General features: G+C 63.7%; 19 protein-coding genes. 4 read left to right on the top strand and 15 right to left on the bottom strand.

Annotated elements, in window-relative coordinates; translation table 11 throughout:
* The first annotated feature begins 9 nt into the window (after positions 1-9).
* The 4 genes from AB4Y43_RS24290 to AB4Y43_RS24275 all read left to right on the top strand — a co-directional run bounded on the left by AB4Y43_RS24290 (position 10) and on the right by AB4Y43_RS24275 (position 4,067).
* Entirely contained in the window at positions 10-729 is a 720-nt protein-coding gene (locus AB4Y43_RS24290) for a histidine phosphatase family protein (RefSeq protein WP_368617031.1), read from the top strand.
* 42 nt (positions 730-771) lie between these two features.
* Positions 772-1,890 carry a phosphotransferase gene (locus tag AB4Y43_RS24285; protein ID WP_368617030.1) on the top strand — a complete coding sequence of 373 codons (1,119 nt, stop codon included), beginning with the start codon at positions 772-774 and terminating at the stop codon, positions 1,888-1,890.
* Between the two features lie 59 nt (positions 1,891-1,949).
* The gene (locus AB4Y43_RS24280; protein ID WP_069265264.1) at positions 1,950-3,209 is read left to right on the top strand and encodes an acyl-CoA dehydrogenase; all 1,260 of its coding nucleotides are present in this window, start codon (positions 1,950-1,952) and stop codon (positions 3,207-3,209) included.
* 156 nt (positions 3,210-3,365) lie between these two features.
* Complete coding sequence (locus AB4Y43_RS24275) at positions 3,366-4,067, top strand: glutathione binding-like protein (RefSeq protein WP_069265265.1); 702 nt, start codon at positions 3,366-3,368, stop codon at positions 4,065-4,067.
* 83 nt (positions 4,068-4,150) lie between these two features.
* Here the strand turns inward: AB4Y43_RS24275 and AB4Y43_RS24270 are convergent, their stop codons facing one another.
* From AB4Y43_RS24270 to nuoG, 15 genes are all read right to left on the bottom strand, one after another.
* Complete coding sequence (locus AB4Y43_RS24270; protein ID WP_368617054.1) at positions 4,151-4,603, bottom strand: MaoC family dehydratase; 453 nt, start codon at positions 4,601-4,603, stop codon at positions 4,151-4,153.
* 14 nt (positions 4,604-4,617) lie between these two features.
* A complete protein-coding gene (locus tag AB4Y43_RS24265) occupies positions 4,618-5,076 on the bottom strand; it encodes a MaoC family dehydratase (protein ID WP_069265266.1) in 459 nt (152 codons plus the stop codon).
* 48 nt (positions 5,077-5,124) lie between these two features.
* Entirely contained in the window at positions 5,125-6,255 is a 1,131-nt protein-coding gene (locus AB4Y43_RS24260; protein ID WP_368617027.1) for an acyl-CoA dehydrogenase family protein, read from the bottom strand.
* 11 nt (positions 6,256-6,266) lie between these two features.
* Positions 6,267-7,463: an acyl-CoA dehydrogenase family protein gene (locus AB4Y43_RS24255; RefSeq protein ID WP_368617026.1), complete on the bottom strand. Its 1,197-nt coding sequence runs from the start codon at positions 7,461-7,463 to the stop codon at positions 6,267-6,269.
* A gap of 66 nt (positions 7,464-7,529) precedes the next feature.
* Positions 7,530-7,964, bottom strand: coding sequence for a DUF1178 family protein (locus tag AB4Y43_RS24250; protein WP_069265269.1), 435 nt, complete (start codon positions 7,962-7,964; stop codon positions 7,530-7,532).
* Positions 7,965-8,195: 231 nt separating this feature from the next.
* Entirely contained in the window at positions 8,196-8,786 is a 591-nt protein-coding gene (locus AB4Y43_RS24245) for an NUDIX domain-containing protein (protein WP_368617025.1), read from the bottom strand.
* A 126-nt stretch (positions 8,787-8,912) separates the two neighbouring features.
* Entirely contained in the window at positions 8,913-9,215 is a 303-nt protein-coding gene (locus AB4Y43_RS24240; RefSeq protein WP_028205666.1) for a DUF2818 family protein, read from the bottom strand.
* A complete protein-coding gene (gene nuoN, locus AB4Y43_RS24235; RefSeq protein ID WP_254320013.1) occupies positions 9,215-10,687 on the bottom strand; it encodes an NADH-quinone oxidoreductase subunit NuoN in 1,473 nt (490 codons plus the stop codon). Before nuoN ends, AB4Y43_RS24240 begins: the two co-directional genes overlap by 1 nt.
* Positions 10,688-10,712: 25 nt before the next feature.
* Complete coding sequence (locus AB4Y43_RS24230; RefSeq protein WP_069265272.1) at positions 10,713-12,212, bottom strand: NADH-quinone oxidoreductase subunit M; 1,500 nt, start codon at positions 12,210-12,212, stop codon at positions 10,713-10,715.
* Between the two features lie 23 nt (positions 12,213-12,235).
* A complete protein-coding gene (gene nuoL, locus AB4Y43_RS24225; protein WP_069265273.1) occupies positions 12,236-14,281 on the bottom strand; it encodes an NADH-quinone oxidoreductase subunit L in 2,046 nt (681 codons plus the stop codon).
* A 14-nt stretch (positions 14,282-14,295) separates the two neighbouring features.
* A complete protein-coding gene (gene nuoK / locus AB4Y43_RS24220) occupies positions 14,296-14,601 on the bottom strand; it encodes an NADH-quinone oxidoreductase subunit NuoK (RefSeq protein WP_006052894.1) in 306 nt (101 codons plus the stop codon).
* A gap of 17 nt (positions 14,602-14,618) precedes the next feature.
* Positions 14,619-15,314 carry an NADH-quinone oxidoreductase subunit J gene (locus AB4Y43_RS24215; protein ID WP_069265274.1) on the bottom strand — a complete coding sequence of 232 codons (696 nt, stop codon included), beginning with the start codon at positions 15,312-15,314 and terminating at the stop codon, positions 14,619-14,621.
* A gap of 175 nt (positions 15,315-15,489) precedes the next feature.
* Positions 15,490-15,978: an NADH-quinone oxidoreductase subunit NuoI gene (gene nuoI, locus AB4Y43_RS24210; RefSeq protein ID WP_069265275.1), complete on the bottom strand. Its 489-nt coding sequence runs from the start codon at positions 15,976-15,978 to the stop codon at positions 15,490-15,492.
* 15 nt (positions 15,979-15,993) lie between these two features.
* Positions 15,994-17,058, bottom strand: coding sequence for an NADH-quinone oxidoreductase subunit NuoH (gene nuoH / locus AB4Y43_RS24205; protein WP_042271744.1), 1,065 nt, complete (start codon positions 17,056-17,058; stop codon positions 15,994-15,996).
* Positions 17,059-19,392, bottom strand: a complete 2,334-nt coding sequence (gene nuoG, locus AB4Y43_RS24200) for an NADH-quinone oxidoreductase subunit NuoG (protein WP_368606353.1) — start codon at positions 19,390-19,392, stop codon at positions 17,059-17,061.
* Positions 19,393-19,501: the final 109 nt, after the last annotated feature.

The raw sequence follows: 19,501 nt of genomic DNA, 5'->3' as shown, positions 1-19,501 counted from the left end.
GACACACCCATGACCGAGTACCCGTTGCCCGCGCGCCGGCGCCTCTACGTGATGCGTCACGGCGACGTCACCTACTTCGACGAGACCGGTCGCGCAATCGACCCGGACACCGTGTCGCTCAACGAGAACGGCCGCGCCCAGGCCACCGCCGCCGGCGCAGCGTTCGCCTTGCAGGGGGTGCGTTTCGACCGCGTGATCGTGAGCGGACTGCGCCGCACGGTCGAGACCGCGCAGCGCGTGCTCGCGGCAAGCGGTCAGTCGATCGAACTCGAAGTGCAGAGCGCGTGGGAGGAGATTCGCGGCGGCCGTCTCGCCGCCATTCCTCCCGCTGAAGTCGAAAACGCCTTTCTGCGCGTGTTCGACGGCATCGTGCCGGAAGACACGCGCTTTCTCGGCGGCGAGACCATCGGCGAGCTGCTCGACCGCGTGCTGCCGCCGCTCGATGCGCTGCGCGCCGACCTCACGTGGGACTCGGCGCTGCTCGTGCTGCACGGCGGCGTAAACCGCGCGATTCTCTCGCATGCAATCACGGCGGGCGGACGCGCATTCTTCGGCCATCTCGCGCAGGCCACGGGCTGCATCAACGCACTCGATGTCGGCGCCGCGCCGCGAGACTGGGTCGTGCGCATGCTCAACTACGCTCCGCCCTCACCGCTGCATCGCGACACCCGCAACACGACGATGGAGATGCTGTACGCGCAATACCTGCGCTATAGACCGCGCGGCTGACGCGCGGCGACCCACAGGAGAATCAGGAGAAGGGAGACGAATATGGCGCAAGCCACCCCGGATGGAGACACGAAAAACAACGCGCAAACGCGCCCCGACTACTCGGCGTTCGAAGGCACGCGCCCGGTTGCCGAGCGCCAGCGCTTCGACACCGAAGCGCTGAGCGCCTGGCTCGCCGCTCACGTGGAAGGCTTCCAGGGCCCCCTCACGATCGAGCAGTTCGCCGGCGGCCAGTCGAACCCGACGTTCAAGCTCGTCACCCCCGGCCGCACCTATGTGATGCGCGCGAAGCCAGGACCCAAGGCGAAGCTGCTGCCGTCCGCGCACGCGATCGAACGCGAATACCGCGTGATGGATGCGCTCGCCGCAACCGATGTCCCGGTCGCAAAGATGCTCGCGCTCTGCGACGACGAGGCGGTGATCGGCCGCGCGTTCTACGTGATGGAGTTCGTCGAGGGGCGCGTGCTCTGGGACCAGTCGCTGCCCGGCATGACGCGCGAGCAGCGCGGCGCGATCTACGACGAGATGAATCGTGTGATCGCCGCGCTCCACAACGTGACGCCCAACGCCGTGGGCCTCGCCGACTACGGCAAGCCAGGCAATTATTTCGCACGCCAGATCGATCGCTGGAGCCGCCAGTATCAGGCCTCGGAAACGGAGCGCATCGACGCCATGCATCACCTGATCGAATGGCTGCCGCAGCACACGCCCGACGATGCGGGCTCGCGCGTATCGGTCGTGCATGGCGACTACCGGCTCGACAACCTGATCTTTCATCCGAGCGAGCCGCGCGTGCTGGCCGTGCTCGACTGGGAGCTCTCCACGCTCGGCGACCCGCTCGCCGACTTCTCGTATCACTGCATGGCCTGGCACGTCGATCCCGCGCAGTTTCGCGGCATTGCCGGCCTCGACTGGCAGGCGCTCGGCATACCCGACGAGGCGCAGTACGTTGCGCGCTATTGCGAGCGCACCGGCCTCGAGATTCGCGGCGACTGGAACTTCTATCTTGCGTACAACATGTTCCGGATCGCGGCGATCCTGCAGGGCATCATGAAACGCGTCGTGGACGGCACAGCCGCGAGCGCGCAGGCCATCGACGCCGGCCGCCGCGCGAGGCCCATGGCGGAACTCGCCTGGCGCTACGCGCAGAAGGTGCGCTGAAACCCCGTTCGAGAACGACTCACTTTTCACTGTCACTGCATCGCATTGCGAGGTCACCGATGAATTTCGATTACTCCCCGAAAGTGCAGGCCCTGCGCGAGAAACTGCTCGCGTTCTTCGACGAACACATCTATCCGAACGAAGCCATCTTCCACGAGGAAGTCGAGCGCAATCGCGCGAACGGCAATGCGTGGGTGCCGACGGAGATCGTCGAGCAGTTGAAGGAAAAAGCTCGCGCGGCCGGGCTATGGAACCTGTTCCTGCCCGCCTCCGAACGCGGCGCGGGTCTCACGAACCTCGAATACGCGCCGCTGTGCGAGATCATGGGCCGCGTGCACTGGGCGCCTGAAGTATTCAACTGCAGCGCGCCCGACACCGGCAACATGGAAACCATCGAGCGCTATGGCAGCGAGGCGCACAAGCAGCAATGGCTCACGCCGCTGCTGGCAGGGCAGATCCGCTCTGCCTTCCTGATGACCGAGCCCGACGTGGCCTCGTCGGACGCGACGAACATCCAGACGCGCATCGAGCGCGACGGCGACGACTACGTGATCAACGGCACGAAGTGGTGGTCGTCGGGCGCGGGCGACCCGCGCTGCGCGATCTACATCCTGATGGGCAAGACCGACCCCGATGCGCCGCGCCATGCTCAACAGTCGATGATCCTCGTGCCGTCGGATACGGCCGGCATCACCGTGCGCCGCCCGCTCACCGTGTTCGGCTACGACGACGCGCCGCACGGCCATATGGAGATCACGCTCGAAAACGTGCGCGTGCCGGCTTCGAACATTCTGCTCGGTGAAGGCCGCGGGTTCGAGATCGCGCAAGGGCGGCTCGGACCGGGCCGCATTCACCACTGCATGCGTCTCATCGGCCTCGCGGAACGCGCGCTCGAATTCATGGCGAAACGCGCCCTCTCCCGCGTGGCGTTCGGCAAGGCGGTCGCCCAGCAAACGGTCACGCAGGAGCGCATCGCCGAAGCGCGCTGCATGATCGAGCAGGCCCGCCTGCTCACGCTCAAGACCGCGTACATGATGGACACCGTCGGCAACAAGGGCGCGCGCGGCGAGATCGCCATGATCAAGGTGGTGGCGCCGAACATGGCCTGCCAGGTGATCGACTGGGCCATGCAGGTGCACGGCGCGGCGGGCGTGAGCGGCGACTTCCCGCTCGCGTACTCGTACGCTTCGGCGCGCACGCTGCGCTTCGCGGACGGCCCCGACGAAGTGCACCGCAACGCCATCGCCAAGCTCGAACTCGCTCGCCATATGGACGCGGGCGCGGCATCGCGCGTGGAAATGCCGGTCACGCGCTCGTAAGTCCGCGCGAGTCCACGTAAGTCCACAAGCGCAGCAGGGGCGCTCTTGCGCCCTCTGCGAGCGACGCCGATCTATGCTAATTTGCGCCAGATCGGGCGTCGCGCAAGACTATCCAGACTTTCGCGGCGCCTTCTTTCATGGTGCCAAGGAGCCACGATGATCGACGTCTACAGCTGGGCCACGCCGAACGGTCACAAAGTCCATATCATGCTCGAGGAAACCGGCCTCGAATACCGGGTGCATCCGGTCGATATCGGCGCGGGCGACCAGTTCAAGCCCGAATTCCTCGCCATCAGCCCGAACAACAAGATTCCCGCCATTACCGACTCCGAAGGCCCGCGCCGCGCCGACGGCCAGCCGTTCTCGCTGTTCGAGTCGGGCGCGATCCTGATCTATCTCGCCGCGAAAACCGGCCGCTTCATGCCTGAAGACCTCGCGGCGCGCTACGACGTGCTGCAATGGGTGATGTTCCAGATGGGCGGCCTCGGCCCCATGCTCGGCCAGGCACACCACTTCCGCATCTACGCGCCCGAGAAGATCGAGTATGCGGTCAATCGCTACACGAACGAGGCGAAGCGGCTCTACAACGTGATGGAAACGCAGTTGGAAAAGACCGAGTATCTGGCCGGGGACGAGTACACCATCGCGGATATCGCCGCATTCCCGTGGACGCGCTCCTGGCAAAACCAGGGCATCGATCTCGATTCGCTGCCCAACGTGAAGCGCTGGCACGAAACGATCGCCGCGCGGCCGGCGGTCAAGCGCGGCGTGGAAGTGCTCGCCAATGCGCGCAAGCCGCTCATGGATGAGAAGGCGAAGGAGATGCTGTTCGGCGCGACGCAGTACGCCAGACACTAACGCATTACGCGGAAATCCGCGCAAAATCAAAGGGGCGCCCGCCGTGCAACGGAGCGCCCCTTTTCGTTGAGCACGCAATCAAACTAGAAGTAGTGCCGCGTGATGAACTCGGCCACGCATGCGGGCCGCTCGCTGCCTTCGCGCTCGATGCTCACATCCCACACGACTTGCACGCCGCCGCCCTCCACGTCGCTCACTTCTTTCACCGCGATGCGTGCACGCACCTTCGCGCCCACGGGCACCGGCTGCGTGAAGCGCACGCGGTTGAGCCCGTAGTTCACGCCCATGCGCTGACGCATGTGCAGCGTCCCTCCGAGCAGCACGGGAATCAGCGAAAGCGTGAGAAAGCCGTGCGCGATCGGGCCGCCAAACGGCGACTCGCGGCGCGCACGTTCGGCGTCGATATGGATCCACTGGTGGTCGCCCGTGGCGTCGGCAAAACCGTGCACGTCCGCCTCGCTCACCTCGCGCCAGCCGCTCACGAGCGGCCCTGCGCCGATCAGCACGCGCAACGCCGCCGCGTCGGCAATCTGCATGACATCGCTTTCGCTCACGCTACGCTCCCTGGATGGCGAAGGCCGAACAGTGCCTTCGAACGCACGGTCACGATCAGTTCGCCGTGCTGGTTGTGTCCTTCCCACTGCGTTTCGACGATACCGCGATCGGGCTTGCTCGCCGAAACGCGCTTGCTCAGGATCGCGTTCGTCATCGTCAGCGTGTCGCCCACGCGCGTGGGCTTGAGCCAGCGAATCTCGTCGACGCCGGGCGAGCCCATCGAGGTCGAGTCCTTGAGAAAGTTGCGCACGAGCATGCCCATCATGACCGAGCAGGTATGCCAGCCGCTCGCGACGAGCCCGCCGAACATCGACGCCTCGCCGCCCGCCTCGCTCATGTGGAATGGTTGCGGATCGAACTGCTCCGCGAATTGCACCACCTCGTCACGCCCAAAGGTGTGCGAACCGACCACATAGCGCTTGCCCACTTCGAGATCTTCGTAACTCACGCCCATCCGTTTTCTCCGCCGATGTTGCCCGTTGTTGCCTGCTGCCGCCACGCGTTACGCTGCTGCCTGCGCGAAACCGGGCAGCGATGCGAAGCGTTCGAGGTGGTGATCGACATCGCCGAGCGTCGTTTCGATGATCGCGAGACGCTTGAACAGATGCGCGGCCGCCACTTCGTTGGTGACGCCCATGCCGCCGTGCAGCTGCACGGCCTGCTGGCCGATGAAACGCGCCGCCTGCCCCACGCGCACCTTCGCTGCCGAGATCGCGCGGCGCCGCTCTTCGGCCGACTCGCTACTGTAACGCGCGGCGGCCAGGTAAGTCAGCGAGCGGGCCTGCTCGGCGTGGATCAGCATCTCTGCCATACGGTGCTGCAGCGCCTGGAAGCGCGCGATCGGCACACCGAACTGTTGACGCGTCTTCGTGTATTCGACCGTGGCGTGGTTGAGCGCGTCCATGGCTCCCACGGCTTCTGCGCACAGCAGGAACGTGGCGTAGTCGGCAATCTTCTCCCACGTCGCCGCGCCGGCATGCTCGTCGCCAAGACGGCGCGCGTGCGCTTCGTTGAAGGTCAGCGTCGCAGCGCGTTGGCCGTCGATCGTGCGGTAATCGCCCACCTCGACACCGTGCGCATCGCGCGCGACGACGAAGAGCGCAACCTCGCCCGCGAAGCGCGCCGGCACGATCCAGTGGTCGGCCTGGGCGCCGTGCTGCACGACCGATTTCGTGCCGGTGAGCGCGAAGCCGTCGCCCGTCTCCTTCGCCTGTGTTTCCAGCGAGAACAGGTCGTAGCGCGACGGCGGCTCGTGGAACGCGGCAGCGAGCTTGATCTCGCCCGAGGCGACGCGTTCGAGCAGCGCTGCGCTTTCCGGTTCGGCCGCACCGCCCGCGAGCTTGAGCGCCTCGACGCCCACCGCGGTTGCCCAGTACGGCTCGACCGCGAGCGCGCGGCCCAGCTCCTGCATGACGACGAGCATGTCGAATGGCGCGCCGTCGAAGCCGCCCTGCGCCGCCGGCACCGGCAGCGCGGTCAGTCCCAGTTCGACGAACGCGTTCCAGTGCTGGTCCGAAACGCCGGCCGGTGTCTTCACGATCGCCTGGCGTGCTTCGAAGCCGTAGTTCTTGTCGAGATAGCGACGCAGCGCGTCGGCGAGTTGCTGTTGTTCTTCGGTGAAATTGAAGTTCATGGCGCCGCTCCTCAAATCCCCAGAATCATCTGCGAGATGATGTTCTTCTGAATTTCGTTCGACCCGCCGTAGATCGACGTCTTGCGATAGTTGAAGTAGTACGCCGCGAGCGGGGCCGCGTCGTCGTCGCCGCCGGCCGCGTGTTCGTGCTCGCCCTCGAGGTAGGCCGGGTCGAACGGCGCTGCAAGCGGGCCGACCGCGTCGACCATCAGCTCGGTCAGCGCCTGCTGGATCTCCGTACCCTTGATCTTGAGCATCGACGCTTCGGGACCGGGGCCGCGTCCGCCCTCCGCGCTCGCGATCACGCGCTCGGCGGTCACTTCCAGCGCCATCAGCTCGATCTCGACGGCGGCCACGCGCGCCGCGAATACGGGATCTTCGAGCAGCGGTTTGCCATGCTTCTTCTGCCTGAGCGCGACGCTCTTGAGGAAGGCGAGTTCGCGGTTCGACGCGCCCACGCGCGCGATGCCCGTGCGCTCGTGGCCGAGCAGATACTTCGCGTAAGTCCAGCCGCGGTTCTCGTCGCCGACGAGATTTTCGACCGGCACCTTCACGTCTTCGAAAAAGACTTCGTTGACCTCATGGTCTTCATCGAGCGTGATGATCGGACGCACGGTGATGCCGGGCGTTTTCATGTCGATGAGGAGAAACGAGATGCCTTCCTGCTTCTTGGCCGCAGGATCGGTGCGCACGAGGCAGAACATCATGTCGGCGTGCTGGCCGAGCGTGGTCCAGGTCTTCTGCCCGTTCACGACGTAGTGATCGCCTTCACGAACTGCGCGTGTACGCAACGATGCGAGGTCCGATCCCGAGCCCGGTTCGGAGTACCCCTGACACCACCAGTCTTCACCGGAAAGGATGCGCGGCAGATAGCGGCGCTTCTGGGCCTCGTTGCCGTACTTCATGAGCACGGGGGCGACCATCGACACGCCGAAGGGCAGCACCGGCGGCGCGCCGATGCGTCCGCACTCGGCGTCCCAGATGTGGCGTTGCGCTTCGGTCCAGCCTGGGCCGCCCCATTGCGCGGGCCACGCGGGCGCGGACCAGCCCTTCTTGCCTAGCAGCTTGTGCCAGTTGGCAATGTCGTCGCGCGAGAGGCGTTTGTGGTTGAGAACCTTGTCGCGCATCGCTTGAGGCAGATTGGCCTCGAGCCAGGCGCGGATTTCGGCGCGAAATGCGTCGTCAGCGGGGGTGTAGTCCAGATCCATGCGCAATGTCTCCTGGCCGCGGCCGGTGCGAGCGAACCTCGCGCCGCGGCGAAGACCCGCATGGCGTTATTGCAGCGGACCCTTCAACGCGGCCGGAACCGGCAGCGGCATCACATCGATGCCTTCTTCGACGAGAGCTTGCGCATCGTCCGCGGAAGCGACTCCACGGATATTGCGCGACGGCGCTTCGTTGTAGTGAATGCGCCGCGCCTCCTCGACGAAACGGTCGCCTACGTTCTCCGTCTTCTCGAGGACCTCGCGGATCACACGCATCGCATGCGCCTGCCATTGCGCTGCCTGCTCGTGCGGCGACGCTTTCGGCGTTTCGCTCGCGCCGGACAGGTTCAGCCGGGGCGCGGACGGCAAGCGGGTCACATGGGTGGCGCCGCACATCGGACATTCGACCAGCTTGCGGGACAGTTGCGACTCGAAGTCGTCAACCGAGGCGAACCAGCCTTCAAACCGATGGCCGTCTGGACACTGTAAATCGAGGACCTTCATGGGGAATCGAGGCTTGCGATGAGTTTAGCGCAAATCGTAAATTTGTGAACGACCGTTCGAAAAAATTCCTGCGGCCAGCCACCGGGACTTTCCCGGGGGTTCGATTGTAGCGCCGCGCGGGCGGGCGCGCTGAAGGTGCTTCAGGTGTACCTGCGCTTGGGGTGCGCGTAGAAGCGACAACGGCGGCCACAAGGGCCGCCGCTGCTCAGGAATCCGCTGCCGGGTAGCGTGTCAGCCCTGCTCAGCGTTCGCGAGCGGCCACGCGCCCGACAGCGCCTTTTCGAGCCAGAACGTGCCGATGATTGTCTTCACGTCGGTGATCTTGCCCGTGCGCACCCATTCGAGCAGTTCCGGAACCCTCGCCGTGAAGGTTTGGAGAAACTCGCCGTCGTCGAGTTGCGCCGCGCCCGCGGTCAGCCCGCGTGCGAGGTAAATGTCGATGAACTCGGTCGAGTACGAGATCACGGGATGGATCTGCGCGAGATAGACATACTCGCGCGCCGTATAGCCCGTCTCCTCCTTGAGCTCGCGGATCGCACAGGCGAGCGCGCCCTCCTGCGGGTCGAGCTTGCCTGCCGGGAATTCGGTCATCACACGCGAGAGCGGATAGCGGTACTGGCGCTCCATCAGCACGCGGCCGTCGTCGAACAGCGGGATGACCATCACCGCGCCAGGATGCTGCACGAACTCGCGCGTCGCATGCTTGCCGTCCGGCAGCGCAACGGTGTCGCGCTTCAGGGTAAGAAAATTACCGGCGTAGAGCGTCGTGCTTTCCACGCACGTCTCGGCGAGCGCCGGGTCGTGTTGATGATGTTCAGCCATAGTCAGCCTCGTGGGTGCTCAGGAAATTCGGGAAGCCGCGCGCGCGCCGCTTGAAGTGAAACCGGCCAGACTGCGGCCGGACTGCGGGTCGCACCGCGCGTGCCGGCCGCGGGCCGGCCACGCGCGTCACGCCGGGCGGCGTTTGACGAGATATTGCCAGGTGAAGCCGGGAAACGCGAACACGACAAAAAGACTGAAGGTGATCGCGTAGAACTGCCAGCCCTGGTCAAAACGATTGCCGGCGCGCGCCTCCAGCAGGAAGCCGAACGTACCGACCACAAAGTACAACACGATCATTTCAGCGATGCGAATCCACGCACTCTTCTTCGGTGCGCGAAGCGGCACCACGCCGAACAATCGCTGGTTGAGGAACGGCAGGTTGGCGCCCGCGAGCGCCAACAGCACGATGAACCAGCCCGCTGCCGACATCAGAGCGGCAGCGTATGCGTGACAGCCTGCAGGCAGATCGACATCAGCGGGCCAGGAATGATGCCCAGCACGAGCACCGCCACGCCGTTGAGCGTGAGCAGCCCGCGGTTCAATGCGTGGCTCTCGATCGGTGCTTCGTCCTGCGGTGCGTCGAAGTACATCAGCTTGACGATACGCAGGTAGTAGAACGCGCCGAACAGCGACGTAACCACGGCGAGCACGGCAAGCCACGTGAGGCCCGCGTTCATGGTCGCTTCGAGAACGGCGAGCTTCGCGTAGAAGCCGACGGTCGGCGGAATGCCGGCGAGCGAGAACATCATGAGCATCATCACGAACGCGAACACCGGGTTGCGCTGGTTCAGGCCCTTGAAGTCGTCGATCGTTTCCGCTTCGAAATCGCGGCGGGACAGCAGCATGACGATGCCGAACGCGCCGAGCGTCGTGATCAGATAGACGATGCTGTAGAACATGGCCGAGCTGTATGCGCTGGCCGCGCCCGTCGCCTTGTTGTCGACGATGCCGGCAAGCAGGCCGAGCAGCACGAAGCCCATGTTCGAGATGGCCGAGTACGCGAGCATGCGCTTGATGTTGCGCTGGACGATACCCGTGATGTTGCCGACGATCATCGAGAGTGCCGCGAGGATGATCAGCATCTCCTGCCAGTCCACTGCCAGCGGCAGCAGGCCCATCACGAGGAAGCGCACGGCCCAGGCGAATGCCGCGACCTTCGGGCCGCCGCCGGTCAGCAGCGTCATGGCCGTAGGCGCGCCTTGATAGACGTCGGGCACCCACATGTGGAACGGCACCGCACCCATCTTGAACGCCACGCCGGCGACGATGAACACCACGCCGAACAGCAGGACGATATCGTTGATGTGGCCCGAAGCCACGGCCTTGAACACTTCGTTCAGCTCGAGCGAGCCGGTCGCACCGTACAGCATCGAGATGCCGTAGAGCAGGAAGCCCGAAGCGAGCGCACCCAGCACGTAGTACTTCATGGCCGCTTCGTTCGACTGCGCCGCGTTACGGCGCAGTGCGATGACCGCGTAGAGCGAGAGCGACATCAGCTCGAGGCCGAGGTACAGCGTGAGGAAGTTGTTGCCCGAGATCATCGTGAGCTGGCCGAGCAGCGAGAACAGGCCAAGCAGGAAGAACTCGCCCCGGAACATGTCGCGGTCTTCGAGGTACTTGCGCGAGTACACGATCGACACGGCGTAGCCGAGCGTGACCACCGCCTTCATGGCGCTCGCGAACGGATCGACCACGTACATGCGCGTGAAGTAGTAGTACACGTGCGGATCGAACGCGTCCACCGCGAACCAGATACCGGCTATGACCGTGGTCAGCAGCGCGATGAAGTAGGTCGTGCGCCGGCCTTCAGGTCCGGTGAACGTGTCGTTGAGCCACGCGACGACGAGGCCGGTCATCACCAGGCCGTCGGGCAGCAGAGCGTACATAGGGGCGTTTGGCATGATCTTTTGTTCCTCCGCTCGGGTATTACTGTGACAGCGGCAGTTTCGACACTGCGACGTGGGAGAGGAGGTTTTCCACGGAAACGTGCATCACATCGGTAAAGGGCTTCGGGTAGACGCCCATGAAAAGCGTAAACAGTGCGAGTACTCCGAGAATGAAGTATTCGCGACCGTTAATGTCCTTCAGCTCGCGAACATGGTCATTCGCAACGGCGCCGAAATACACCCGCTTGTACATCCACAACGTATAGGCCGCGCCCAGGATCAGCGTGAACGCCGCCCCGAATGCGATCCAGAAGTTGTACTTCACGGCCGCCAGAATCACCATGAATTCGCCGACGAATCCCGAGGTGCCCGGCAGACCGCAGTTGGCCATCGCGAACAGCATGACCAGCGCCGCGAACTTCGGCATGGTGTTGACCACACCGCCGTAATCCGCGATATCGCGTGTGTGCATGCGGTCATACAGCACGCCGATGCACAGGAACATGGCGCCCGAGACGAAACCGTGCGAGATCATCTGGATGATCCCGCCTTCCATCGCGAGCTGGCTCGATTCGCCGAACATAAAGAAGCCGAGCGTGACGAAGCCCATGTGGGCAATCGACGAGTACGCGACCAGCTTCTTCATGTCCGCCTGCACCATCGCCACGAGGCCGATATAGATCACGGCGATCAGGGACAGCGTGATGATGACCGGCGCCAGGTAGTGGCTCGCGTCCGGCGTGACCGGCAGCGAGAAACGCAGGAAACCGTACGCACCGAGCTTGAGCATGATCGCGGCCAGCACGACCGAGCCGCCCGTGGGCGCTTCGACGTGCGCGTCCGGCAACCACGTGTGGACCGGCCACATCGGCACCTTGACGGCGAACGCGAAGAAGAACGCGATGAACAGCAGGATTTGCGGCGTCATGGCGATCTTCGCGGCCTGCCAGGTGGCGAGGTCGAAGGTCCCGGTAATGCGGTACAGGTACAGCAACGCGACCAGCATGAGCAGCGAGCCGGCCAGCGTGTAAAGAAAGAACTTGAATGCTGCGTACACGCGGTTCGGGCCGCCCCACACGCCGATGATGATGTACATCGGAATGAGCGTGGCTTCGAAGAACACGTAGAACAGCAGACCGTCGGCGGCGCAGAAAACGCCGATCATGATGCCCGACAGGATGAGGAACGACGCGTAATACTGCGCAACATTCTTCGTGATGACCTGCCAGCCCGCGATCACGACGATCACGGTGATGAGCGCCGTCAGCACGACGAACCACATCGCGATGCCGTCGACGCCCAGGTGATACGCAATATTGAACCGCTCGATCCAGACCGCCTTCTCCTCGAACTGCAGGGAAGCCGTGCTCGTATCGAAGCCCGCAACGAGCGGAAGGGTGACGAGGAAACTAAGCACCGAACCGATGAGTGCGAGCCAGCGGTCCGCACTCGGGTTCCGACGGGAACCCACTACAAGAACGATGATGCCGAATACGATCGGCATCCATATCGCAATACTGAGAATCGGAGTTGCGTGCATGCGTTTCCTCGCCTTATTTTGCCTTATTTGCCGCCGAGCGTTACAAACAGGGTAAGGAGGCCAAGCATGCCAATGATCATGGCAAATGCGTAGTGGTAGATATAGCCGGATTGCAGGAAACGAATGACAGTTGCAAACCAGCCGATAAACTTGGCGCTCCCGTTTACGACGCCGTCGATCACGACGACATCGCCCTCCTTCCACAGACCGCGACCGATCGCGACGGCTCCGCGAGCGAAGACAATTTCGTTGATCTTGTCGAGGTAATACGCGTTTGCCAGCAGCTTGTAGACCGGCGAGAAAGTGCGCGACACGACGGCCGGCAGTTCCGGGCGCTTCATGTAGAAGAACCACGCCACCACCACACCCGCGAGTGCGAGCCACACCGGCAGACCCGAGAACGCATGCGCGCCCATCGCGGCCCAGCCCTGGAATTCCTTGCCCATCTCCGCGAGCGCTTCGTGGTTCTCGCCAACGAAGATGACGTTCTGGAACGCCACGCCATGCGAGAAGAAGTCACCGAAGAGCAGCGGCTGGATCGCGAACGCACCGGCGATCACCGAGGGAATCGCGAGCAGAACGAGCGGCACCCAGATGACCCACGGCGACTCGTGCGGCACGTGCACGTGGTGTTCGTCGTGGCCATGATCGCCATGACCGTGGGCTGCTTCGATCGCCATCGGCGATTCCGGATGCTTCGGACCGCGGAAGCGCTCTTCACCGTGGAACACGAGGAAGTACATGCGGAACGAATAGAGCGCCGTGACGAACACGCTCGCGACCACCGCGAAGTACGCGAAGCCCGAACCCGGCAGGTGCGAGAGCTTCACGGCATCGATGATCGAATCCTTCGAGTAGAAGCCCGAGAAGAACGGCGTGCCGATCAGCGCGAGCGAACCGATGAGCGACGTGATCCACGTGATGGGCATGTACTTGCGCAGGCCGCCCATGTTGCGCATGTCCTGATCGTGGTGCATGCCGATGATGACCGAGCCCGCGCCGAGGAACAGCAGCGCCTTGAAGAACGCGTGGGTCATCAGGTGGAAGATCGCCACCGGATAAGCCGACACGCCGAGCGCCACCGTCATGTAGCCGAGCTGCGAGAGCGTGGAGTAAGCCACCACACGCTTGATGTCGTTCTGGACCACGCCGAGGAAGCCCATGAAGAGCGCGGTAATGGCGCCGATCACGACGATGAACGACAGTGCGGCTTCCGAGAGTTCGAACAGCGGCGACATGCGCGCGACCATGAAGATACCGGCCGTCACCATGGTTGCCGCGTGAATCAGTGCGGAGATCGGCGTCGGGCCTTCCATCGAGTCCGGGAGCCAGACGTGCAGCGGGAACTGCGCCGACTTACCCATCGCGCCGATGAAGAGGCAGATACACGCAACAGTGAGCAGGTTCCACGAGGTGCCCGGGAACGTCAGCGCGGCGATTTCATGACCCTTCGCGAAGATGTCGTTGTAGTTCAGCGAGCCGCCGAACGCGAGCAACAGGCCAATACCGAGCAGGAAGCCGAAGTCGCCCACGCGGTTCACGAGGAACGCCTTCATGTTCGCGTAGATCGCGCTTTCACGCTTGAAGTAGAAGCCGATCAGCAGGTACGAGACGAGACCCACTGCTTCCCAGCCGAAGAACAGCTGCAGGAAGTTGTTGCTCATCACGAGCATCAGCATCGAGAACGTGAAGAGCGCGATGTACGAGAAGAAGCGCTCGTAGCCCTCTTCTTCCGCCATGTAGCCGATCGTGTAGATGTGCACCATCAGCGACACGAAGGTCACGACGACCATCATGAGCGCAGTCAGCGAGTCGATGAGGAAGCCGACTTCGAACTTCAGGCTGCCAACCGACATCCATTCGTAGACCGTCGCGTTGAAGCTCGCGCCGCCCATCACGTCGAAGAGCGTGATGCACGACAGCACGAACGCAATCGCGACGCCGAGAATGGTCACCGTATGCGCGCCCGCGCGCCCGATCGTTTTGCCAAAGAGACCGGCAATCAGGGAACCGGCGAGAGGAGCCAGCGGGATCGCCAGCAGAAGAGTTTCGTTGAGAGTCGTTGCCATAAAGTCAGCCTGCCTTAGCCTTTGAGCTGATCGAGATCCTCGACATTGATCGTGTCGAGGCTGCGGAACAGGGTCACAAGAATAGCCAGACCAATTGCAGCTTCCGCCGCCGCAACTGTAAGCACGAAGAACACGAAAATCTGTCCGTGAACGTCACCGAGGTAATGCGAGAACGCGACAAAGTTCGTGTTCACCGCTAACAGCATCAGCTCAATCGCCATCAGGATGATGATGACGTTGCGCCGATTCAAAAAGATTCCGACGATCGAGATCGCAAAAAGGATCGCGCCGAGGACGAGGTAATGGGCCAGTGTCAGCATGGTTCGCTCCTTCGCGCTTAGCTCTTCGTTGCCGGTGCGGCCGGCGCGGCGCCCGCCGCGGGCGCAGCCCCGGCTTCGGCTTGCGCCGGTTCCGCGGGCTCCGGCACTTCCACGACGGCCTGCATCTTCACGAGGCGCACGCGGTCCTGACGACGCACGTTGACCTGCTTCGATACGTCCTGACGCTTCGAGTCCTTCGGCTCGCGCACCGTGAGCGCGATGGCCGCGACGATCGCCACCAGCAGCACGAGGCCGGCGACTTCGAAGGCGAAGATGTAGTCGGTGTAGATGATCTTGCCGATCAGGTGTGCGTTCGAGATCGCGGCGGCGGCAGCCGGCGTGGTATCGGGCACCGGCGCGCTCGTCGCGCCGAAGCCGTGCCACAGGATCAGCGCGGTTTCGACCACGATGATCGCGCCCACGATGGTCGCCACCGGGATGAAGCGCTTGAAGTCGCGGCTCAGCACGTCGATGTTGATGTCCAGCATCATCACCACGAACAGGAACAGCACCATCACCGCGCCCACGTAGACGAGCACCAGCAGGATCGCGAGGAATTCGGCCTCGAGCAGCATCCAGATCGCGGCCGCGTTGAAGAACGCGAGCACGAGGAAGAGCGCAGACGCGACAGGATTGCGCGAAGTGATCACCTTCAGCCCTGACAGCGTGAGCAGCAGCGCGAAGATGTAGAACAGGACGGTCGTGAATTCCATGATTACTGGTTCATCGTTGAGGCCTTCGTGAAGCGGATTGCGCGGCGCAGACTGGCGGCCAGACCAGTGAGCGTCGCGCCGCGGCGGTCAGGCTGCGGTATCGCGCGGGCGTTCGGCACACGCGTTCCCCGCAGCCGGCCCGAACCGCGGGCCGATGCAGCGTCAAACTGAAAGATCAACGGTACGGTGCATCCGCTGCCTTGTTCGCCGCGATCTGCGCTTCATAGCGATCGCCAACGGCCAGCAGCATATCCTTCGTGAAATACAGATCGCCGCGCTTCTCGCCGTGATACTCGAGAATGTGCGTTTCGACGATCGAGTCGACCGGGCAGCTCTCTTCGCAGAAACCGCAGAAGATGCACTTGGTCAGATCGATGTCGTAACGCGTCGTGCGGCGCGTGTTGTCCTCGCGCACTTCCGATTCGATCGTGATCGCGAGCGCAGGGCACACGGCCTCGCACAGCTTGCACGCGATGCAGCGCTCTTCGCCATTTTCATAGCGGCGCAGCGCGTGCAAACCCCGAAAACGCGGCGAGATAGGCGTCTTTTCTTCCGGGAACTGCACGGTGAACTTGCGCTTGAAGGTGTAACGACCCGTCAGCGCGAGCCCCTTGAGCAGCTCGGTCAGGAAAAACGTCTTGAAGAAGTTTTGGATAGCGTTCATGGTTGTGTTCGCCCCTTATTTCCAGATGCTCAACGGCGACATGTACCAGAAGCCGACCACGATCAGCCACACGATGCACACCGGAATGAACACCTTCCAGCCGAGACGCATGATCTGGTCATAGCGATAGCGCGGGAACGTCGCGCGGGCCCAGATGAAGACCGACAGCAGGCAGAAGACCTTCAGCACCAGCCAGAACACGCCCGGGATGAAGTCGAGGAACGCGAACGGGGCGCTCCAGCCGCCGAGGAACAGCACCGAGGCGAGCGCCGAGATCACGATCATGTTGATGTACTCGGCGAGGAAGAACAGCGCGAACGCCATACCCGAGTAATCGATCATGTGACCCGCGACGATTTCCGACTCCCCTTCCACCACGTCGAACGGGTGACGGTTCGTTTCGGCAATGCCCGAGATGAAGTAGACGACGAACATCGGCAGCAGCGGCAGCCAGTTCCACGAGAGGAACGTAATGCCCCAGTTTGCGAACATGCCGCGCATCTGGCCTTCGACGATCACCGAGAGGTTCAGGCTGCCCGACACCATCAGTACGACGACGAGCGCGAAGCCCATCGAAATCTCGTATGAAACCATCTGCGCCGCGGCGCGCATGGCGCCGAGGAACGCGTACTTCGAGTTCGACGCCCAGCCCGCCAGAATCACGCCGTACACGCCGATCGACGAGATCGCCATCGCGTAGAGCAGGCCCGCGTTGATATCGCCGAGCACCGCGCCCGCCTGGAACGGAATCACCGCCCAGACCGCGAAGGCCGGCACCACCACCATGATCGGCGCGACCATGTAGATCCAGCGGCTTGCCTGCGCAGGCTGAATCACTTCCTTGAGCAGCAGCTTCAGCACGTCGGCGATCGGCTGCAAGAGACCTGCGGGGCCCACGCGGTTCGGGCCGAGACGCACGTGCATCCAGCCGATCAGCTTGCGCTCCCAGAGGATCAGGTACGCCACGCACAGCAGGATCACCACCGCGACGACGAGAATGCGCACCAGCGCCCAGACGGTGGGCCATGCCACGCCGAGCAGCTGGCTGCCGCCTGCATTGATCGTATCGAACAAGCTCATTTACGCCTTCTCCACCAGCAGTTCACCGAACAGGCTGCCGAGTTGCGCTCCGGCCGGCGTCGCCGCCGACACACGCACGACTGTCGGCGCAAGATTCGCATCGCGCGTTGCAGGCGCCGTCACCGACAGCTCGCCCTGGCGCACGCGCACGGCGTCGCCTTCCTTCAGGCCGAGCTGGTCGAAGTATGCCGCCGGCAGGCCGATCGCGTTCGCCACGCGGGCAGCCATGGTGAGCTGCAGCGCTTCGCCGCGGCGCACGATTTGATCGGCGTGGTAGATCGGCACGTCGGCGATACGCTCGAAGCGGCCTTCCGCGGCCTTCGCGAGGCTGCCGCGTGCAATCGTGGCGCCGGCCTTGTTCGACAGACGGCCTTCGAAGCTGCCGTCGCCCATCGCCTTGCGGCGCACTTCTTCGGCGGTGTCGTATTCGAAACCCTTGGCGCCCAGCAGCGTGCCGAGCACGCGCAGGACCTTCCATGCCGGACGCGTGTCGCCGAGCGGGCGCACGACGCCGTTGAAGGTCTGCGACGTCCCTTCTGCGTTGATGAAGGTGCCCGACGTTTCCGTGTACGGCGCGATGGGCAGCAGTACGTCCGCGTAGTCGAGGCCCGTCTTGTACGGCGAGAACACGGCGACCATTTCGGCCTGCGCAAGCGCGGCGCGCGCGGCGGCCGGGTTGGCCGTATCGAATTCCGGCTCGACGTTCAGGAGCAGATAGCCCTTGCGCGGCTGCTCGAACGCTTCGCGTGCGTTCAGGCCGTCGCGGCCCGGCAGTGCGCCGGCGATATGCGCGCCGACCGTGTTGGCCGCTTCCGTGAGGAAGCCAAGCGTCGCGCCCGTCGTTTCGGCGATGAACTGCGCGGCGGCGTGCAGGCGCGAGAATTCCGGGTGCTGGACCGCGGCGTTGCCGAGCAGCACGTAGCGTCGCTCGCCATTCGCAAGCGACGCGGCAACCTGCTTCGCGGCGTGCGTGGCCTGTGCGCCCGCGAAACCTTCCGGCACCGCAACGCCCTTCGCTTCGGCGACAGCCGCTGCGATCGAAGCGAGTTCGTCCAGCCATGCCGAGGGCGCGGCGACAATGCGCTGCGCGTTCGGGATCAGCGAGCCGTCAGCGGTGGCCTGCAGGAAGCTGACCTGTGCACCGCCCTTCGCTGCCTGGCGCAGACGCGCTGCGAACAGCGCGTGGTCGCGGCGCAGGAACGAACCGATCACGAATGCCGAGTCGGCATACGAGAGTTCGGCGATCTTCGTGCCGAGCCACGGCGCGCCTTCGAGCGGCGCCGAGAAGTCGCTCTGGCGCAGACGGAAGTCGACGTTCGGCGTGCCGATCGCGTCCGCGAACTGCTTCGCGAGATAGAGTTCTTCGAGGGTGCTGTGCGGGCTCGCGAGCAGCGCGAGCTGGTTCTCGCCATGCTCGTCGCATATGCCCTTGATGCCCTTCACGACGTATTCGAGCGCGGTCTGCCAGTCGGTCTCGATCCACTCGCCGCCCTGCTTGATCATCGGGCGCGTGAGGCGGTCTTCGCTGTTCAGGCCTTCGTACGAGAAGCGGTCCTTGTCCGAGATCCAGCATTCGTTGATGGATTCGTTCTCGAACGGCAGCACGCGCATCACGCGGTTGTTCTTCACCTGCACGACGAGGTTCGCACCCGTTGCGTCGTGCGGGCTCACCGACTTGCGGCGCGACAGTTCCCACGTCCGCGCCGAGAAGCGGAACGGCTTGCTCGTGAGCGCGCCGACCGGGCACAGGTCGATCATGTTGCCCGAGAGTTCGGAGTCGACCGTCTTGCCGACGAATGAGGTGATTTCCGAATGCTCGCCGCGGCCGAGCATGCCGAGCTCCATCACGCCGGCGATTTCGTCGCCGAAGCGCACGCAGCGCGTGCAGTGAATGCAGCGCGACATCTCTTCCATCGAGATGAGCGGACCGACGTTCTTGTGGAACACCACGCGCTTTTCTTCGCTGTAGCGCGACGCGGACTTGCCGTAACCGACGGCCAGATCCTGAAGCTGGCATTCGCCGCCCTGATCGCAGATCGGGCAGTCGAGCGGGTGGTTGATCAGCAGGAATTCCATCACGGCTTGCTGACCCTGCACGGCCTTGTCCGACATGGTGCGCACGACCATGCCTTGCGACACCGGCGTCGCGCATGCGGGCACGGCCTTCGGCATCTTCTCGACATCGACGAGACACATCCGGCAGTTGGCCGCGATGGAGAGCTTCTTGTGATAGCAGAAGTGCGGGATGTACGTGTCCACGCGCTGAGCAGCCTGGATCACCATGCTGCCCTCGGGCACCTGCACCTTCTTGCCGTCTATTTCAAGTTCAACCATGATGGTTAATCGTCCCTAACCTGTTACCGCTCAATTTCACAGCAGCATTCCCCGTCACTGCGCCGTTGCGTCGTTGCGTCGTGCTACGCGGTTCGCGCACAACATGCTG

This window comes from Paraburkholderia sp. BR10872 (assembly GCF_040965835.1).
In the GTDB taxonomy this organism is placed as follows: domain Bacteria; phylum Pseudomonadota; class Gammaproteobacteria; order Burkholderiales; family Burkholderiaceae; genus Paraburkholderia; species Paraburkholderia nodosa_A.
The sequence above is the reverse complement of the archived record's forward strand: the minus strand, read 5'-3'. Positions and strand labels throughout refer to the sequence as shown.

Bases quoted from the DNA above. Each gene is read 5' to 3' on its own strand.
- AB4Y43_RS24290 (WP_368617031.1), top strand. From the start codon at position 10: ATGACCGAGTACCCGTTGCCCGCGCGCCGGCGCCTCTACGTGATGCGT.
- AB4Y43_RS24285 (WP_368617030.1), top strand. From the start codon at position 772: ATGGCGCAAGCCACCCCGGATGGAGACACGAAAAACAACGCGCAAACG.
- AB4Y43_RS24280 (WP_069265264.1), top strand. From the start codon at position 1,950: ATGAATTTCGATTACTCCCCGAAAGTGCAGGCCCTGCGCGAGAAACTG.
- AB4Y43_RS24275 (WP_069265265.1), top strand. From the start codon at position 3,366: ATGATCGACGTCTACAGCTGGGCCACGCCGAACGGTCACAAAGTCCAT.
- AB4Y43_RS24270 (WP_368617054.1), bottom strand. From the start codon at position 4,603: ATGCAGATTGCCGACGCGGCGGCGTTGCGCGTGCTGATCGGCGCAGGG.
- AB4Y43_RS24265 (WP_069265266.1), bottom strand. From the start codon at position 5,076: ATGGGCGTGAGTTACGAAGATCTCGAAGTGGGCAAGCGCTATGTGGTC.
- AB4Y43_RS24260 (WP_368617027.1), bottom strand. From the start codon at position 6,255: ATGAACTTCAATTTCACCGAAGAACAACAGCAACTCGCCGACGCGCTG.
- AB4Y43_RS24255 (WP_368617026.1), bottom strand. From the start codon at position 7,463: ATGGATCTGGACTACACCCCCGCTGACGACGCATTTCGCGCCGAAATC.
- AB4Y43_RS24250 (WP_069265269.1), bottom strand. From the start codon at position 7,964: ATGAAGGTCCTCGATTTACAGTGTCCAGACGGCCATCGGTTTGAAGGC.
- AB4Y43_RS24245 (WP_368617025.1), bottom strand. From the start codon at position 8,786: ATGGCTGAACATCATCAACACGACCCGGCGCTCGCCGAGACGTGCGTG.
- AB4Y43_RS24240 (WP_028205666.1), bottom strand. From the start codon at position 9,215: ATGTCGGCAGCGGGCTGGTTCATCGTGCTGTTGGCGCTCGCGGGCGCC.
- nuoN (WP_254320013.1), bottom strand. From the start codon at position 10,687: ATGCCAAACGCCCCTATGTACGCTCTGCTGCCCGACGGCCTGGTGATG.
- AB4Y43_RS24230 (WP_069265272.1), bottom strand. From the start codon at position 12,212: ATGCACGCAACTCCGATTCTCAGTATTGCGATATGGATGCCGATCGTA.
- nuoL (WP_069265273.1), bottom strand. From the start codon at position 14,281: ATGGCAACGACTCTCAACGAAACTCTTCTGCTGGCGATCCCGCTGGCT.
- nuoK (WP_006052894.1), bottom strand. From the start codon at position 14,601: ATGCTGACACTGGCCCATTACCTCGTCCTCGGCGCGATCCTTTTTGCG.
- AB4Y43_RS24215 (WP_069265274.1), bottom strand. From the start codon at position 15,314: ATGGAATTCACGACCGTCCTGTTCTACATCTTCGCGCTGCTGCTCACG.
- nuoI (WP_069265275.1), bottom strand. From the start codon at position 15,978: ATGAACGCTATCCAAAACTTCTTCAAGACGTTTTTCCTGACCGAGCTG.
- nuoH (WP_042271744.1), bottom strand. From the start codon at position 17,058: ATGAGCTTGTTCGATACGATCAATGCAGGCGGCAGCCAGCTGCTCGGC.
- nuoG (WP_368606353.1), bottom strand. From the start codon at position 19,392: ATGGTTGAACTTGAAATAGACGGCAAGAAGGTGCAGGTGCCCGAGGGC.